The 14979-nt window shown below is 63.8% G+C and carries 15 protein-coding genes and 3 tRNA genes; 10 read left to right on the top strand and 8 right to left on the bottom strand.

Annotated elements, in window-relative coordinates; all coding sequences use genetic code 11:
• Window positions 1–134: 134 nt before the first annotated feature.
• From VG320_RS15375 to VG320_RS15360, 4 genes are all read left to right on the top strand, one after another.
• Window positions 135–210: transfer RNA gene (locus VG320_RS15375), tRNA-Gly, on the top strand.
• A 73-nt stretch (window positions 211–283) separates the two neighbouring features.
• Window positions 284–357, top strand: a tRNA-Cys gene (locus VG320_RS15370).
• Window positions 358–489: 132 nt separating this feature from the next.
• Complete coding sequence (locus VG320_RS15365; protein WP_143886034.1) at window positions 490–762, top strand: DUF2164 domain-containing protein; 273 nt, start codon at window positions 490–492, stop codon at window positions 760–762.
• 96 nt (window positions 763–858) lie between these two features.
• Entirely contained in the window at window positions 859–1359 is a 501-nt protein-coding gene (locus VG320_RS15360) for a GNAT family N-acetyltransferase (RefSeq protein ID WP_327200948.1), read from the top strand.
• A 7-nt stretch (window positions 1360–1366) separates the two neighbouring features.
• Here VG320_RS15360 and VG320_RS15355 read toward each other — a convergent pair whose 3' ends face one another.
• From VG320_RS15355 to VG320_RS15345, 3 genes are all read right to left on the bottom strand, one after another.
• The gene (locus VG320_RS15355; RefSeq protein WP_327200947.1) at window positions 1367–2236 is read right to left on the bottom strand and encodes a cytochrome c oxidase assembly protein; all 870 of its coding nucleotides are present in this window, start codon (window positions 2234–2236) and stop codon (window positions 1367–1369) included.
• Between the two features lie 64 nt (window positions 2237–2300).
• Entirely contained in the window at window positions 2301–2762 is a 462-nt protein-coding gene (locus VG320_RS15350) for a copper chaperone PCu(A)C (protein WP_327200946.1), read from the bottom strand.
• 24 nt (window positions 2763–2786) lie between these two features.
• A complete protein-coding gene (locus tag VG320_RS15345; RefSeq protein ID WP_414696050.1) occupies window positions 2787–3515 on the bottom strand; it encodes an SCO family protein in 729 nt (242 codons plus the stop codon).
• A 291-nt stretch (window positions 3516–3806) separates the two neighbouring features.
• Here VG320_RS15345 and otsB point away from each other — a divergent pair, with 291 nt between their 5' ends.
• Both otsB and otsA read left to right on the top strand, forming a co-directional pair.
• Entirely contained in the window at window positions 3807–4565 is a 759-nt protein-coding gene (otsB, locus tag VG320_RS15340; RefSeq protein ID WP_327200945.1) for a trehalose-phosphatase, read from the top strand.
• A gap of 121 nt (window positions 4566–4686) precedes the next feature.
• On the top strand, window positions 4687–6072 hold the full coding sequence (otsA, locus tag VG320_RS15335) for an alpha,alpha-trehalose-phosphate synthase (UDP-forming) (RefSeq protein WP_327200944.1): 1386 nt from the start codon (window positions 4687–4689) through the stop codon (window positions 6070–6072).
• Between the two features lie 102 nt (window positions 6073–6174).
• On the opposite strand, the gene VG320_RS15330 is transcribed toward otsA, so the two are convergent.
• Entirely contained in the window at window positions 6175–8010 is a 1836-nt protein-coding gene (locus VG320_RS15330; RefSeq protein WP_327200943.1) for an ABC transporter ATP-binding protein, read from the bottom strand.
• 724 nt (window positions 8011–8734) lie between these two features.
• Between VG320_RS15330 and VG320_RS15325 the strand changes: the two genes are divergently transcribed.
• The 3 genes from VG320_RS15325 to VG320_RS15315 all read left to right on the top strand — a co-directional run bounded on the left by VG320_RS15325 (window position 8735) and on the right by VG320_RS15315 (window position 11650).
• Window positions 8735–9799 carry a glycosyltransferase family 4 protein gene (locus tag VG320_RS15325; protein WP_327200942.1) on the top strand — a complete coding sequence of 355 codons (1065 nt, stop codon included), beginning with the start codon at window positions 8735–8737 and terminating at the stop codon, window positions 9797–9799.
• 285 nt (window positions 9800–10084) lie between these two features.
• Window positions 10085–11044 carry a hypothetical protein gene (locus tag VG320_RS15320; RefSeq protein WP_327200941.1) on the top strand — a complete coding sequence of 320 codons (960 nt, stop codon included), beginning with the start codon at window positions 10085–10087 and terminating at the stop codon, window positions 11042–11044.
• Window positions 11045–11185: 141 nt separating this feature from the next.
• On the top strand, window positions 11186–11650 hold the full coding sequence (locus VG320_RS15315) for a DUF2214 family protein (protein WP_327200940.1): 465 nt from the start codon (window positions 11186–11188) through the stop codon (window positions 11648–11650).
• A 111-nt stretch (window positions 11651–11761) separates the two neighbouring features.
• Here the strand turns inward: VG320_RS15315 and VG320_RS15310 are convergent.
• The 4 genes from VG320_RS15310 to VG320_RS15295 all read right to left on the bottom strand — a co-directional run bounded on the left by VG320_RS15310 (window position 11762) and on the right by VG320_RS15295 (window position 13973).
• Window positions 11762–11836 (bottom strand) — tRNA-Val (locus tag VG320_RS15310).
• Between the two features lie 49 nt (window positions 11837–11885).
• On the bottom strand, window positions 11886–12632 hold the full coding sequence (gene dnaQ / locus VG320_RS15305; RefSeq protein WP_327200939.1) for a DNA polymerase III subunit epsilon: 747 nt from the start codon (window positions 12630–12632) through the stop codon (window positions 11886–11888).
• Window positions 12633–12705: 73 nt separating this feature from the next.
• Complete coding sequence (rnhA, locus tag VG320_RS15300) at window positions 12706–13155, bottom strand: ribonuclease HI (RefSeq protein ID WP_327200938.1); 450 nt, start codon at window positions 13153–13155, stop codon at window positions 12706–12708.
• Window positions 13152–13973: a class I SAM-dependent methyltransferase gene (locus VG320_RS15295; RefSeq protein WP_327200937.1), complete on the bottom strand. Its 822-nt coding sequence runs from the start codon at window positions 13971–13973 to the stop codon at window positions 13152–13154. The genes rnhA and VG320_RS15295 overlap by 4 nt, the downstream gene beginning before the upstream one ends.
• A 20-nt stretch (window positions 13974–13993) precedes the next feature.
• On the opposite strand from VG320_RS15295, the gene gloB reads away from it, so the two are divergent.
• The gene (gloB, locus tag VG320_RS15290; RefSeq protein WP_327200936.1) at window positions 13994–14857 is read left to right on the top strand and encodes a hydroxyacylglutathione hydrolase; all 864 of its coding nucleotides are present in this window, start codon (window positions 13994–13996) and stop codon (window positions 14855–14857) included.
• Window positions 14858–14979: the final 122 nt, after the last annotated feature.

The following is a 14979-nucleotide window of genomic DNA, read 5'->3' as shown; positions in this document are numbered from 1 at the left end:
CAGTTGGTAGAGCGCAACCTTGCCAAGGTTGAGGTCGCGAGTTCGAGCCTCGTCTCCCGCTCCATATTAAGGTGCAGCGTTGTGCAAAAATGTGAAACGAGGCACCAGGCAGGTCAAGCAGTACGGTAGGTTATGCGGGAGTAGCTCAGTTGGTAGAGCGCAACCTTGCCAAGGTTGAGGTCGCGAGTTCGAGCCTCGTCTCCCGCTCCAATTCGAAAGGGGAAGCAGCGCTTCCCCTTTTGTTTGGCGAGCCGAAAGGCATTCGCACAAACAGTCCGCTTTTGGCGCGATAGCAAAGCGGTTATGCAGCGGCCTGCAAAGCCGTTTAGGCCGGTTCGACTCCGGCTCGCGCCTCCAGGTAAGACGAGAAAAGCCACCTTCGGGTGGCTTTTCTTTTTTCTGCGCTGGGCTTTGTGCCACCGTACCTTGTGTGATCCACGTGCAATGCGTGCAGGCACAATACCGGAACACTTTCTTCCGGACCTCCCCATGCCCATCGAACTCCCCGAAGACGAACGCGCAGCGGCGATCGCGTCGATTCAACGCTACTTCGAAGCGAATATGGAGGAGCCGATTGGCAACATCGCCGCGGGCGGTTTGCTGGCTTTTTTCCTCGAAGAGATCGGTCCGGCCGTCTACAACCGCGCGATCGCCGAGGCGCAGGAGCGCATGCAGGCCCGCATCGTCGAACTCGATATCGATCTGCACGAAGAGCCGTTTCAATACTGGCGCAAGTTTGAAGCGCCGCGCCGGCGCAAGTGACGCAAGTAACATCTCACATCGGGCTTCGGCGAGGTTTGTGAGCCGCGCATGCCGCAAGGCATAATCAGCCTTTCAGCAAGCTTCGATGGAAATTCCATGACTGCGCAGTCTCCCGCCGTGCCTTCCTCCATCTCTGCCGCGCAACTCGTGTGGCAGTGGAGCGCTTTCGACGACCTCAACGCGCGCGATGTCTACGCCATGCTCGAACTGCGCTCGGCGGTGTTCGTGGTCGAGCAGAACTGCGTGTATGGCGATATCGACGGACTCGACGCCGGTGCGTGGCATCTGTTCGCCTGGGGCGAGCGTGACGGCGTGCGCCGGCTGGCGGGTTATCTGCGCGTGCTGCTGCACGATGCGAACGACGCCGATGTGCGCATCGGCCGTGTGGTGACGGCGGCGGATTTTCGCGGCATCAAGCTCGGCAATGGCCTGCTCGAACGCGCGATTGGACATATCGCAAAGCAATGGCCCGGCGTGCCGATGCGGCTGCATGCCCAGGCGCATCTGCAGAAGTTCTACGGGGCGTTCGGCTTCAAGCCCGTTTCAGATATTCACGATGAAGACGGCATCCCGCACGTCTGGATGAGGTCTGAGTAACCAGCGCCTAGCCTTGCTGCGCGGCCCCTGAAGCGCCGCGCGGCGCACGTGCCGGCCGCGCGCGCTTGAGACGCCCGCGCGCCGACAGCCGCATCCAGTGACGCAGCGCGATCAGCGCGCCGATCACGCTCATCATCGATCCCGGAATCCACAGCAGCAGGCCGCCGATCTGCTGGTCGCGCATCGGCGAGAGCCAGGTGAACGCCCGCCCGCAGATCGAATAGACGGGATACAACTCGCGCGGCGTAAAGAAAATGAACGCGCCCAGGATAATCTGCGGCGGGATCGCCGCGATCACCACCAGCACGCGCTTGCCGGGCGCGAGGCGCGCGGGCGGCGCGGAACGCGGGTCCAGCACCAGCCACCAGAACAGCAATCCGTCGATCACCATGCTCCAGTTCATGACGCGATAGAGGCGCCAGTCGAGCATCGCGATAAAGTGAATCGGCGAGAGCAGCCAGAAATAGATCAGCCCGACAAAGAGCGTCACGGCCACGACCGGATGCATGACGATATCGAGCGCCATGCGCACCGGCCGCGCGGCCAGCGCGGGCCGCACGAAGCGCTGCCGCCACGCGAACGGGATGCCCGCGCGCAACGCCGCGCCCGGGTAGGCCAGCGCGATGAAGAACGGGCCGAGATGATGGAGCACGAGATGCTGCGTGCGATGCATGAAGAACTCGTGCTCGAAGAAGTAATCGAGCCGCGTATGCAGCGCAACGTAGAGCGCGCCCAGGCCGAACCAGAACGATATCTGCCGCGCGAGCGAGACGCGCGCGTGACGTTTGCCGCGCGCGAACAGGATCGCCGCCACGGCGATGGCGATGACGACCGTCGGCGACGGTTCCCAGGGATCGAGCCAGTAGAGCGGGTTCATCGCGGGCTTAGGGAGTCGGGTTCATCGCGGCTTATTACCTGCTTATTGCGTGCTTATTGCCTGCTTATTGCTGCGACGGCGGCTTCACCGCGAACGGCGTGTCGAGTGTCGTGCCGTCCGAGAACTTCAGCTTCATGTGCAAGATGTCGCCCGGCGCGATCTTGTGCTTCGCGTGCTCCAGCATCAGGTGATAGCCGCCTGGCGCAATCGAGAGCGTGCCGTGCGCGGGCACCGTTGCCTTGTGCACCATCACCATCTGCTGCGTCGAGCCGTTCGAGACCGTCTGATGCAGCATCACCATGCCGTAGTCGTCGCTCGAAACATCGACGAGATCGACGTTCTGCTCGCTATCGTTTTTGAGCGTGACGTAGCCTGCCGCGGGCAGGTCGTTCGGCAGCCAGCGCACCCAGGCATTCTGCGCGCTCAGTCCAGCGCCTGCGGCGTGCGCCACCGGCGCGAATGCAGCAAAAGCGCAGGCGAGGGCGCATCCGAAAGCGGCGGTGATGGACTTCAGTTTTGTCGTCATGGGGGTTCCTGTGGCGGGTGTGGCTCAGACCGGCGCGTCGGTCGCGTCGATCACGCGGCGCACATCGTGGGCGATGGCGTCTGGCGTGTCCTTGTCGGTGGCGAGCAGGCGCGCACGGCCCTGCGCGTCGAACACATAGACCGCAGAGCTGTGCGTGACTTCGTAGCTGCCGTCGGGGTCGCGCTTTTCCATCTGGTAAGCCACGCGATAGCGCTTCGCAAGCGATTCGACCTGCGCGTCGCTGCCGGTCAAACCCAGCGCGTGCTGCGCATCGAAGGCGTCCACATAGGCATGCAGCGCCTGCGGCGTGTCGCGCGCTGGATCGACGCTAATGAAAAGAATGCGGACGTGCTGCGCATCGGGGCCGAGTTTTGCTAGCACTTGCATCAGACGCGCCATCGTTTCCGGGCAGACATCGGGACAATGCGTGTAGCCGAAATACACGAGCGTCGTCTCGCCGCGCAGATCCGTGGCGTGCATTGGCTGACCGTTGTCGGCGGTGAGCGCGAAATCGAGATCGGGCAGGTGGCCGCTGACGTTCGTGAGCTGCCAGGGCGCGCTGGGCTGCGAGCACGCGCCCAGTAGCGCCGTGCCGGCAAGCGCCGAAAGCAGCGCCGTGTTCACGGCCGTCTGACGGATCGGGCGGTACAGGCGCAACGCGAGGCGCAAAGCGGGCAACGCGGCGAGGATCGAAAACAAAGGCTTTTTCAACGGCTCGATTGAGGTTCGACGCAGCGCGGCTGGCTGCGGCATGTCGATGGACTGTAGCAAAATTGAACGTTCGCGGTCGCAGGCCGGCTGTTATGGCCGGGTTTAGGGATGGATCCTGGCGTCGTCCGATGCATCTGGCCCGGCCAGGAGCCCTGGCATCGAAATGCGCGCCAAACCGCTGGATACGGCCCGAAATGCCGCTAAAAACGGCCTGCGAGACCTCTTTTCTCGAAAATTGAAGTGATGCGCGGTAAGATGCGCTCACTTTGCCCGGCAGGCGCGAGCCCGCCGGACGCTTACCCGGCCCACGCGCCGAGGGACGAAACGAACGCGATGCAACAACCTCCGCACCATCCTTCGCAAGACCTTCCGGTTGACTTGCCGTTCGACAGGACGGCATTTTTCTTCGACTTCGACGGCACGCTCGTCGACCTCGCGCCCACGCCCGACGGCGTGCTGGTGCAGCCCGAGATGCTGGAGCTGCTCGGCGCGCTGCGGCGAGCGACGCACGGCGCGGTGGCGATCGTCTCCGGCCGCGGCATCGACAGCATCGACGGTTTCCTCGGCATGCCGGATCTGCCGATTGCCGGCCTGCACGGGGCCGAGCGCCGCGACGCCAATGGCGATACCCAGCGCGTCGGTTTCCACGACGAGCGCCTGCTGCATATGGAGCGCGTGCTGGCGGAAGTGGTGCGCACGCATGCCGGCATGCTGCTGGAGATCAAGGGCGCCGCGCTCGCGCTGCACTACCGCAACGCGCCGGAGCATGAAAGCACCGCGCGTGCGGCCACCGAAAAGCTCGCCGCCGAATTCGCCGATGCCTACGTGCTGCAGCCCGGCAAGATGGTCTACGAGATCAAGCCAAAAGATGTCGACAAGGGCCGCGCGCTGCGCGCCTTCCTGAACGAGCCGCCGTTCGCGGGCCGCACGCCCGTGTTCGCAGGCGACGATCTGACCGACGAAAAAGGCTTCGCCGTGGTCAATGAAATGGGCGGCCTGTCGATCAAGGTCGGCGGCGGCGAGACCATCGCCCGCACGCGCGTCGATTCGGTCGATGCACTGCTTGCGTGGCTCGCGGCGCTTGGCGCCTGATGTCCGCGTTGCCTTCGATTGCCTCAGTGGCCGCTGTGTCGGCCCTATCAGTCTTCGCGTCCGTGCCCGCATCGCCGGCATGGACGCGCTCTGTTTCACCCCAGCACGGAATCTGTAACTCATGAGCCGACTCATCATCGTGTCGAACCGGGTCGCGCCGATCTCCGAAGGCGGCCCGGCCGCCGGCGGTCTCGCGGTCGGCGTGTACGACGCGCTCAAGGAAACCGGCGGCATGTGGTTCGGCTGGAGCGGCGATGTGCTCTCCTCGGGCCAGCCGCAGATCCAGCTCGAAGAGCGCGGCCCGGTCACCTTCGCGACCATCGGCCTGCTGCGCCGCGACTACGACCAGTACTACCGCGGCTTCTCGAACGCCACGCTGTGGCCCGCGTTCCACTATCGCGCCGATCTGCTTCAGTACGATCGCCACGAATACGAAGGCTATTGCCGCGTCAATGCGTGGCTCGCGCAGCAGCTCGTGCCGCTGCTGCACGAAGACGACGTCATCTGGGTCCACGACTACCATCTGATTCCGTTTGCCCAGGCGCTGCGCGCGGCGGGCGTGAAAAACCGCATCGGCTTCTTCCTGCACATTCCGTTTCCGGCTTCGCAGGTATTGCTGGCGGTGCCGCCGCATCGCGAACTGGTGGAAGCGCTGTGCTCGTTCGATCTGCTCGGCTTCCAGACCAAGCCTGACGTGCGCGCGTTCTGCGACTACATCGTCAACGAAGCGGGCGGCACGGTCGAAAAGCGCGCCGACGGCCTCACGCGCGTCGACGCCTTCGGCAAGACGCTGTGCGTGAACGACTATCCGATCGGCGTCTATCCCGACGAAGTCGCGGAACTGGCCAAGGCCGGCGAACGCGGCAAGCCGGTGCGCACGCTCAAGTCCACGCTGCATGGCCGCAAGGTCATCATGAGCGTGGACCGGCTCGATTACTCGAAGGGGCTGGTCGAGCGTTTTCGCGCCTTTGAGCGGCTGCTGGAGCATTCGACCGCGCAGCGCAACAAAGTCTCGTTCGTGCAGATCGCGCCGCCCACGCGTGCCGATCTGCACGCCTATCAGGACATCCGCCTGCGTCTGGAGGCGGAGTCGGGCCGTATCAACGGCCGTTTCGCCGAACTCGACTGGACGCCGATCTGGTACATCCATCGACAGTACGAGCGGGCCGTGCTGGCGGCGCTGTTCCGCGCCTCGCATGTGGGCTATGTGACGCCGCTGCGTGACGGCATGAACCTGGTGGCGAAGGAGTACGTGTCGGCGCAGGACCCCGAAAATCCGGGAGTGCTGCTGCTCTCGCGCTTCGCGGGCGCGGCGCAGGAGCTGTCGGGTGCGCTGATCGTCAATCCGCTCGATATCGACGGCATGGCCGACGCACTCTCCACCGCGCTTGCCATGCCGCTGGCCGAACGGCTCGCGCGCTACAACGACATGATGGTGCAACTGCGCGAGAACAACGTCTCGGTATGGCGCGACCGCTTCATGCGCGATCTGACCGGACTGAGCTGATCCGAGCTGATCGTTTGGGCGCTGATCCGGACACCGGAAAAGAAAAAGCCGCTTCATTCGAAGCGGCTTTTTTACTTTGACGGGCCGTGAAGGGCGTGGGCCTCAGGCGACGTGTTTCTCGTCGCTTTTCTTGTTGCCCAGGTGCAGCGTCGAGTGCTTGCCGTACTGCTTGGACAACAGATCGCGGTAAAGGCCCGGACGGTTGCGCAGTTCTTCGGGCGTGCCGTCGTCGATAACCTTGCCGGTGCTCATCACGATGATGCGATCGAAGTTGTTGAGCGTGGAGAGCCGGTGGGCAATGGCGATCACGGTGCGGCCCACCATCAGGCGGTCGAGCGCCTGCTGGATCGCTTCTTCCGATGCGCTGTCGAGCGCCGAGGTCGCTTCGTCGAGCAGCAGGATCGGCGCGTTCTTGAGGATCGCGCGCGCAATCGCAATACGCTGGCGCTGCCCGCCCGAGAGCTTCACGCCGCGGTCGCCCACGATCGTGTCGTAGCCTTCGGGCATCGCTTCGATGAAGTCGGCGCAGCGTGCCTCGCGGGCGGCGGCGATGACTTCGTCGCGGCTGGCTTCCGGACGGCCATAGGCGATGTTCTCGTAGATCGAGCGGTGCAGCAGCGAAATATCCTGCGGCACCAGTGCGATCGAATGGCGCAGGCTCTCCTGCGTGACCTGGGCGATGTCCTGCCCGTCGATCTTGATCGCGCCGCCCTGGGTCTCGTAGAAACGCTGCAGCAACGCAAGCACGGTGGTCTTGCCCGCGCCCGACTTGCCGATCAGACCCACGCGCTGGCCGGCCTGAATATGCAGGTCGAAGTGGTCGAGAATCGGCTTGCGGTGCGGATAGGCGAAGGTCACGCCTTCGAAATCTACACGGCCGCCTTGCGCGACCAGCTCGGTCGCGTCGTTGCGATCGGGCATGCCGTGCGGCTCGAGCAGCGTCTGCACGGCTTCGGCCAGACGCGCGACGTGCTGCGTCACGTCCACCAGCGCCACGGCGAGGTCGCGCGTGCCGTGCAGGATCGTGAAGCCGAGCGAGCTGACCAGCACGATGTCGCCGGACGTTGCCTTACCTTCGTTCCAGAGCCACAGCGCCCAGCCGAGCAGACCGGCCGAAAGCATCGCCGTGATGACGGCGTGCAGCAGGCGCAGCTTTTCCAGATAGAGCAGGCTGGAGCGGCGGGCGTCGAGTTCGGCCTTCACAGTCGCGCCGAAGCGATTCTGCTCGCGCAACGTCATGCCGAAGGCGCGCACGAGGGCCATGTTGCCGATCACGTCGACCAGCTCGCCGTCCACAGCGGCCGCCTTGGAGGCGAACGTATGGTGTCGCGCCGAGCCGCGCCCGGCCAGCTTGAAGAGAATCACCGAAAGAATCGCCGAGCAAAGCAGCAGTCCGCCGGCCATCAGCGGATTCACCGCGGTGATCATGACGATCGCGCCGGCCACGGCAATACAGGGTGGCAGCACGTTCCACGCCGTGGTGTTCTCGGCGGTGTAGACGGCGTTGGAGGTGGCAGTGATCCGGCTTGCCAGCGTGCCGGGCTGTTTCTCCGCGTAATAGGTGGGTGAGTGTCCGCTCAGATACTGGAACAGGTCGCGCCTCAGGTCGCCGGTCACGGCGACGAAAGTGTGCGCGGCGAACCAGCCGCCGACCCGCCAGAGCAGGTTGTCGGCGGCGATCAGGCCCACGAGGATGGCGAACGCAGTCCACAGCGGGCCGGGATGGTGGCGGCCCGCGCCGAGCACATCGATCAGATGCTTGATCGCGTACTGCGAGGCGAGCGCGCAGCCGACGGCTGCAAACACGCTGGCCAGCACGATGGCATGAGCGAACGGGTGGCGCTTGATATAGCGGAAAAGAAACGCGAGCGGATGCCGCGCATAGCTCGCGAGCTTTGCGTTGTGGGCGTTACGCTGGGCGATGGTCAGATGTTCCAATTGATCGGTGGTCGGTCTGACGGAGCTTGGTCCGTGCAAGGTAGTAAAAGAGGAAGAAAGGCGCCAGCGGCAAACCTTGGTGGATCCCCGCATTGTAAACACGCGTGGCGCATGACGCATCGCTTGTGCCCGGCGGGAGGCGAATCTTATCGCGAGCGGGCGATGCAGCGTGTTCCTTCCCGACAGCATGTCGCGCCAGAGGTTCAACAGGTTTTCAGGGCGCTTTTAGAGATACAATTACGGATTGCATTCAGGATTGTCGTGTGCTTGTCCATCTGACACTTTGTCCTGATGCTGCCGATGTTGCAAACCGTTCGGGATGTGGCCGTAGTAACGGCGCGTTGCCGGGAAAACGTGCCCCTAATTTAGAACTGTCTTTGAAAACAGTGGGTTGCGGAGTGTTTCCGGTTTGTAACAACGTAAAGACTTTGAAATGTTCTAGCCGGTAGCGGGCGCAAGCCCGGATAATGCCGTCTCGAATAGCGTAGGGAATTTGACAGCTTGCATGTCAACGACCGCGAACCCTGCGCGTTTACCGCCTGAGCCGCCGCATGTGTCTTTCCACACTTCACAACTGCGTCGGATTCTGTGTGCCGGGCTGCCGGCGAGGTTAGCGGTATGGAACGCCTGGTGAGGCGCGCGGCAAGGATGCCGCAGCACGCAAGGTCGATTGTCAAATTTGTAGCACTTAGCCCGATTTATTACGAGGAAGGAGTTCACCACTATGCGAATCGCTCAAATCGCTCCCTTGCACGAGGCGGTTCCTCCCAAGCTCTACGGCGGCACGGAACGGGTGGTCTCCTACCTGACCGAAGCGCTGGTTGAGCAGGGTCACGACGTCACGCTGTTCGCAAGCGGCGATTCGATCACCTCGGCAAAGCTCGAAGCGTTCTGGCCGCAGGCACTGCGCCTCGACCCGACGATCCGCGACGTGATGGCTCCGCACATGCTGCTGCTCGAAGAAGTCCGCCGCCGCGCCGACGAATTCGACGTGCTGCATTTCCACATCGATTATTACCCGTTCTCGCTGTTCCAGCGTCAGGAAGTGCCGTTCGTCACCACGATGCACGGCCGTCTCGACCTGCCGGAACTGCAGCCGATCTTCAACGCGTTCAGCGACGTGCCGGTCGTCTCGATCTCGGACAACCAGCGTCTGCCGCTGCAGCAAGCCAACTGGCAGCAGACCGTTTATCACGGCCTGCCGGAAGACGTGCTCACGCCGATCCCCAACGTCGAGCCGGGCTACCTCGCTTTCCTCGGCCGCGTGTCGCCGGAGAAGGGTCTTGACCGCGCGATCCGCATCGCCGGCCAGGCGGGCATGAAGCTCAAGGTCGCCGCCAAGATCGACAAGGCCGACCGCGCCTACTACGAAGAAGTCATCAAGCCGCTGATGGCGCTGCCGCACGTCGAGTACATCGGCGAAATCGGCGAAGCCGAAAAGCGTGAATTCCTCGGCAACGCGCACGCGCTGGTGTTCCCGATCGACTGGCCGGAGCCCTTCGGCCTCGTCATGATCGAGGCCATGGCGTGCGGCACGCCGGTGATCGCGTTCAAGCGCGGCTCGGTGCCCGAAGTGATCGAAAACGGCGTGTCGGGTTTTGTCGTCGAAGACGAAATCAGCGCAGTCGCCGCACTCAAGCGCCTGCCGACGCTGCCGCGCGCAAAGGTGCGTGCTGCATTCGAATCGCGCTTCTCGTCGAAGGTCATGGCCAGGAACTACGTCGCCGTGTACGAAGAAATGCTGCGCCAGAAGCGCCGCACCGTGCTGCGCGAAGTCAACGCCAGCTAAGCTTTAAAGCTGTTCTGAACGCGCCGCGCGCGTTCAGTGTCACACTAACGCCCCCGTGCCCGCGCACTGGGGCGTTGTCGTATCTGCGCTACCTTGGCAAGCACGACGCAAGCGGTGTATCGCCTGCGCCCTTGAGCGTGAGGAGCGTGGGCAATGTCCCTATAATGGCCGTTCCGCGCAAATCGCGGCTAGCTCATGAAATCAGCGCAAGACCACAGCGACAGCTTTGCATGGGACCCGAGCAAGGGGCTCAAGCCCCCACCCAGATCGACACAGGAGAGAGCCTTGCCGAGAACCCGACCGACGCGCGCCGCCACCGTTCCAGGTGCCGGGACGCTGTTCGCGCTGCGCGCGATCGGGCTGATCATCCTGGCGCGCTGGCTCCATTCGATGGGGGAGATGAGCCACTTCCTCACGGCGCTGGAGGCGATGGCTTCGTCGCCGGTCGCGTGTCTGAATATCGTTTTTCTGTTTCTGCTGATCGTGCTGCCGGGCGCCCGCGCGCGCGTCGAGCGGCCATTCCATCCGCTGCCGCAATGGCTGCGTCAGGCGTTGCGATTTTTCGGGCTGCTGGGCTGTCTGTTTGCGCTCTGGTCGATCGGCGCGTTTGTGTGGTTTGCCGGCTGGCGGCGCGCCGTGCATGCAGTCGCCGAAACTAACGGCTGGCTCGTTGTTGCGCCCGCGCTCTATGCGGCCGTGGTGTGGATTTGCCGTCCGCGCGCGCTGTGGCGGACCAATATCGCGGCGCGCCGCTTCGCGATCGGACGCTACGCCGTGTCGATCGATGCCGCCACGCGCACGACCATCGTGTGGCTCGAAAGCCGCAAGCTCGGGCAGTACGATGCGCGTGAATTGTCGGTGCGCTGGCCGCAGGCTGGCGAGAGTCAATCGGCTGCAACATCGGCTGCAACTCGTGCCGCAGCCGCCGCGGTTGTGCCTCGCGACGTCGCGGCTTCTGCCGATGTCGATGTGGATGCAACGGCTCCGCTCGCGACGCCCGTGACGTCTGTTACACCCGCTCCGTCCGCTACGTCCATTACGCCTGGCACGAGCCTCGTTCCCATTGCGTCCGCGCGTACGCCAACGCACACGCCGACCCGCGAACGCCGTCCGAGAATCGAATTGTTGTGGGATTCGCCGGCGGCGGCGGGGCACAACCGCCAGACCGTCTTCCGCGTGCGTCTCGCGACCGTGAATGACCGCGAAGCGGCTCGCGCGCTCGACACGGCGCTGAGTCAGGCGTAATCCATCACGCCCGGTCGACTGGCTCGGCCGGGTGGTCAAAGTTTCAGGCTGCACCGCTTCACGAGCCGTTCCTGCGCGAAGTCGCATTCACTTCGATTCGCGCATGCTTGCCGATCCCGTCGTTGTCCCGAAGGAGTCGCAATGCTCATACGCTGGTTGCTTGCCGCCATCCATCTGCTCGCCTTTGGCTTTGCGCTCGCCTCGATCCTGCGACGCACGCGTGGGCTGCGCCGCTGTACCTCCACCGAAGACCTGCCGCTGATCTTCCGCGCCGACAACGGCTGGGGCGGCTCTGCCGTCGTGCTGATCCTGACCGGCGCAGCGCGCGCATTCGGCGGCTTCGAGAAGGGCGCTGATTACTACCTGCACGAGCCGCTCTTTCACGTGAAGATGGCTGCGCTCGTGCTGATCCTCTTGCTGGAGATCGCGCCGATGAGAGCGCTGGTGCGCTGGCGTTCGGCGGTGAGTCGCGGCGATGTGCCGGATCTGACCGCCGCGCCGAAGTACGCGCGCATTGGCGTGTGGCAGACGGTGCTGGTGGTGGTGATGGTGTTCGCCGCGACCGGGATGGCGCGCGGGATTGGGATGGAGGCGGGAGGAGAGTGAGGTGTTTGGGCGCGTGCCGTGTTCTCATGCGCCCAGCAATGAAAAAAGCCCCGTTGCTTGCGCAACGGGGCTTTTTATCTTCGGTGCTTGTCTTTACCAACACCAGAATCCTGGTGGGTAGTACTGGGATCGAACCAGTGACCCCTGCCGTGTGAAGGCAGTGCTCTACCGCTGAGCTAACCACCCGAAGAGATTGAAATTATGCCGGGCATTTTCAATCTTGTAAAGCCCTTTTTTAAGTATTTTGCGTAGTCGCTGCAATTTCTTCTGCGGGCACCGGCTGGGTACGCCAGATCGACGTGCCCTTGATCGCTTTATCGAGTCCATCGAGCAGCGTTTCGTGCGCGCTCAACTCGTCGGCGCTCGCGGCGATCACCGGGAGCGAGAGTGTATCGAATTTCACGCGCGGTGTCGCCACTTCGCCTGCCGATTCCGCCGCGCTCGACATATCGATCACGAGGCTTTCCTGGCCGCGCGTCATCGCGAGGTAGACCTCGGCGAGCAGTTCCGAGTCGAGCAGTGCGCCGTGCAGCGTGCGGTGCGCGTTGCTGATGCCGAAGCGGTCGCATAGCGCGTCGAGCGAATTGCGCTTGCCCGGGAACATCTGCTTGGCCTGCACCAGCGTGTCGATCACTTCGCCGCAGTGATCGAGGAAGCGCGGCTTGCCGACCAGCGCGAGTTCCGCGTCGAGAAAGCCGATATCGAACGGCGCGTTGTGAATGATGATGTCGGCGTCGCGGATGAAGTCGAGGATCTCGTTGGCGACCTCGGCGAACTTCGGCTTGTCCGAAAGGAACTCGGTCGTGAGGCCGTGGACCGCGAGTGCGCCCGGATCGCTATCGCGTTCCGGGTTCACGTAGAAGTGCAGGTTGTTGCCGGTCAGGCGGCGGTTCAGCAGTTCGACGCAGCCGATTTCGATGATGCGGTCGCCCGTGCGGGGGTTCAGGCCGGTGGTTTCGGTGTCGAGAATGATCTGGCGCATGGGGTATCGGGCTTGTATCGGACGTGAAGCGAAAGTCTTGAATGGCGAATGAGGCGAGGGTGGTGCGCCCGGCTCAGAGTTCGGTGAGCGTGGCGACGCCGCGGTTCGCGAGCGCGTCGGCGCGTTCGTTCTCCGGGTGGCCGGCATGGCCCTTGACCCAGCGCCATTCCACCTGATGCTGCGCGACCAGCGCGTCCAGCCGCTTCCACAAGTCGTCATTCTTGACGGGCGTTTTGGCGGCCGTCATCCAGTTTTTCTTCTTCCAGCCGTGAATCCACTCGCTGATGCCTTTCTGTACATATTGCGAGTCGGTATGCACGATCACCTTGCACGGGCGCTTGAGCGCTTCGAGCGCGGCGATCACGCCCATCAGCTCCATGCGGTTGTTGGTCGTGCCGGGCTCGCCGCCGAACAGTTCTTTTTCCTGCGCGCCAAAGCGCAGCAGCGCGCCCCAGCCGCCGGGGCCGGGGTTGCCCTTGCAGGCGCCGTCGGTATAGATCTCGACGAAATCGGGTGTGCTCATGAGTCCTTGTTGCGTGTAGGGGATGGTGTGGTGGCAGCGGCCTTCAGGCTCGGCGCCAGCACGGGTTTCTTGACCTTCAGCGGCCCGACGAGGCGCATGCCGCGCACGCGCTTGATCGCCGTCACCATATACACCGCGCCGAAGATCGCCCACCAGCGGTCGCCGGCGGCCTCCATGAATTCATAACGCCCCAGCCACTTGTCGGTCGAAAGCGGTGGCCGGTAGCAGCCGAAGCGGCCGCGCTCGAGCTCGAACCCCAGCAGCTTGATCCAGTCCTTCAGGCGCGTGAACGCGATCAGGTCCTGTCGCGCGGGCAGGAACGGATGCCCCGTGAGCTTGCCCGCCGATTGCCGCGCGCCCCACAGCGACAGCGAATTGAAGCCGACGATCACCAGTTGGCCTTCGGGCATCAGCACGCGCTCGGCTTCGCGCAGCAGGCGGTGCGGGTCGCTCGTGAATTCGAGCGTGTGCGGCATCACGATCAGATCGACGCTCTGCGCTTCGAACGGCAAATCGAGATAGTCGCACCAGACCGCGCTGCGGCCGTCTGGCGTATGCAGCGCGGGCGCGCGCGGCGGTTGTGCGCCGGGCACGGTGTAGGGCGCGCTTGCCGCGCTGGCGGCATCGAGTACGAGGCCGCGGCAGGACATGCGGTTTTCGCGCAGCGCGTCGACCTGCGGCAGGCCGAGCTGCAGCGCATGGTAGCCGAATACGTTCGACACCATGCGGTCGAGCTGTTCCTGTTCCCAGCCGAGCACATACCTTCCAGCCGGCGAAGCGGTCCAGGCGGGCCAGTCTATAATCGTTCGGTCAGACATGTCGAAGAATACGTCGCCCCATGAAGAGTCCGCTTGAGCACGCGAGCGCGCAGGTCAATCACCCCGGCGCAACGGCCGCTGAACTCGAATACGTACCGGTTCCGGCATTTGAAGATAACTATATCTGGGTCGTATCGGACGGCTGCAACGCCGTTGCCGTCGATCCGGGCGACGCCGCGCCGGTTCGCGCCTATCTGGCGAAGCGGGGCTGGCGGCTCGCCGCTATTTTACTCACCCATCACCACAACGACCATGTCGGTGGAGTGGCCGCTCTTCTTTCGGATGAGCGTGTGCCCGTGTACGGCCCGGCTGGCGAGGCGCTCGGCCCGCTCGATGCCTTCGTCACGCGCGTGAAGGGCGGCGATGTCGTGCATCTGGACGCCCCTGCGCTCGATTTCAAGGTGATGGACGTGCCGGGCCATACGCGCGGCCATATCGCTTATTTTCAGGACGCCGCTAATATTGGCGCCGCTGGCACGCCGCATCTCTTCTGTGGCGACACGCTGTTCGCGTGCGGCTGTGGGCGCCTCTTCGAGGGCACGCCTGCGCAGATGCTGGCGTCGCTCGACTCGTTCGCGGCGCTGCCGGGCGCGACCCACGTGCACTGCGCGCACGAATATACGCTCTCGAATATCCGCTTTGCGCTGGCCTGCGATCCGGACAATACGGCTCTTCAGGACTGGAGCCGCAAGGCGTCCGCGTTGCGCGAGCGCGGCGTGCCGACCTTGCCGACCACGATCGCGCACGAGCGTGCGGTGAACCCGTTCCTGCGCGCCGACGATCCCGCAGTGCAGGCGACGCTGGCTGAAGCGCTGCACGAAACGGTCACCGACCGGCTCGCCGCTTTCACGCTGATGCGCGAATGGAAAAACAGGTTCCGCTAACCCACCGCTTAGCGTGGGTATGCTCAACCCAAACGTATGGAACATTATCCAAGCTGCGGATTTGCATGGTTTTTTTCCAATTAATCCGATTGACGTAAACGTGTGCGTTCCGTACTATCGGC

Source organism: Paraburkholderia sp., from assembly GCF_035948235.1.
GTDB lineage: Bacteria > Pseudomonadota > Gammaproteobacteria > Burkholderiales > Burkholderiaceae > Paraburkholderia.
Note: the sequence above shows the minus strand (reverse complement) of the source record. Positions and strands in the feature narration are given on the sequence as shown.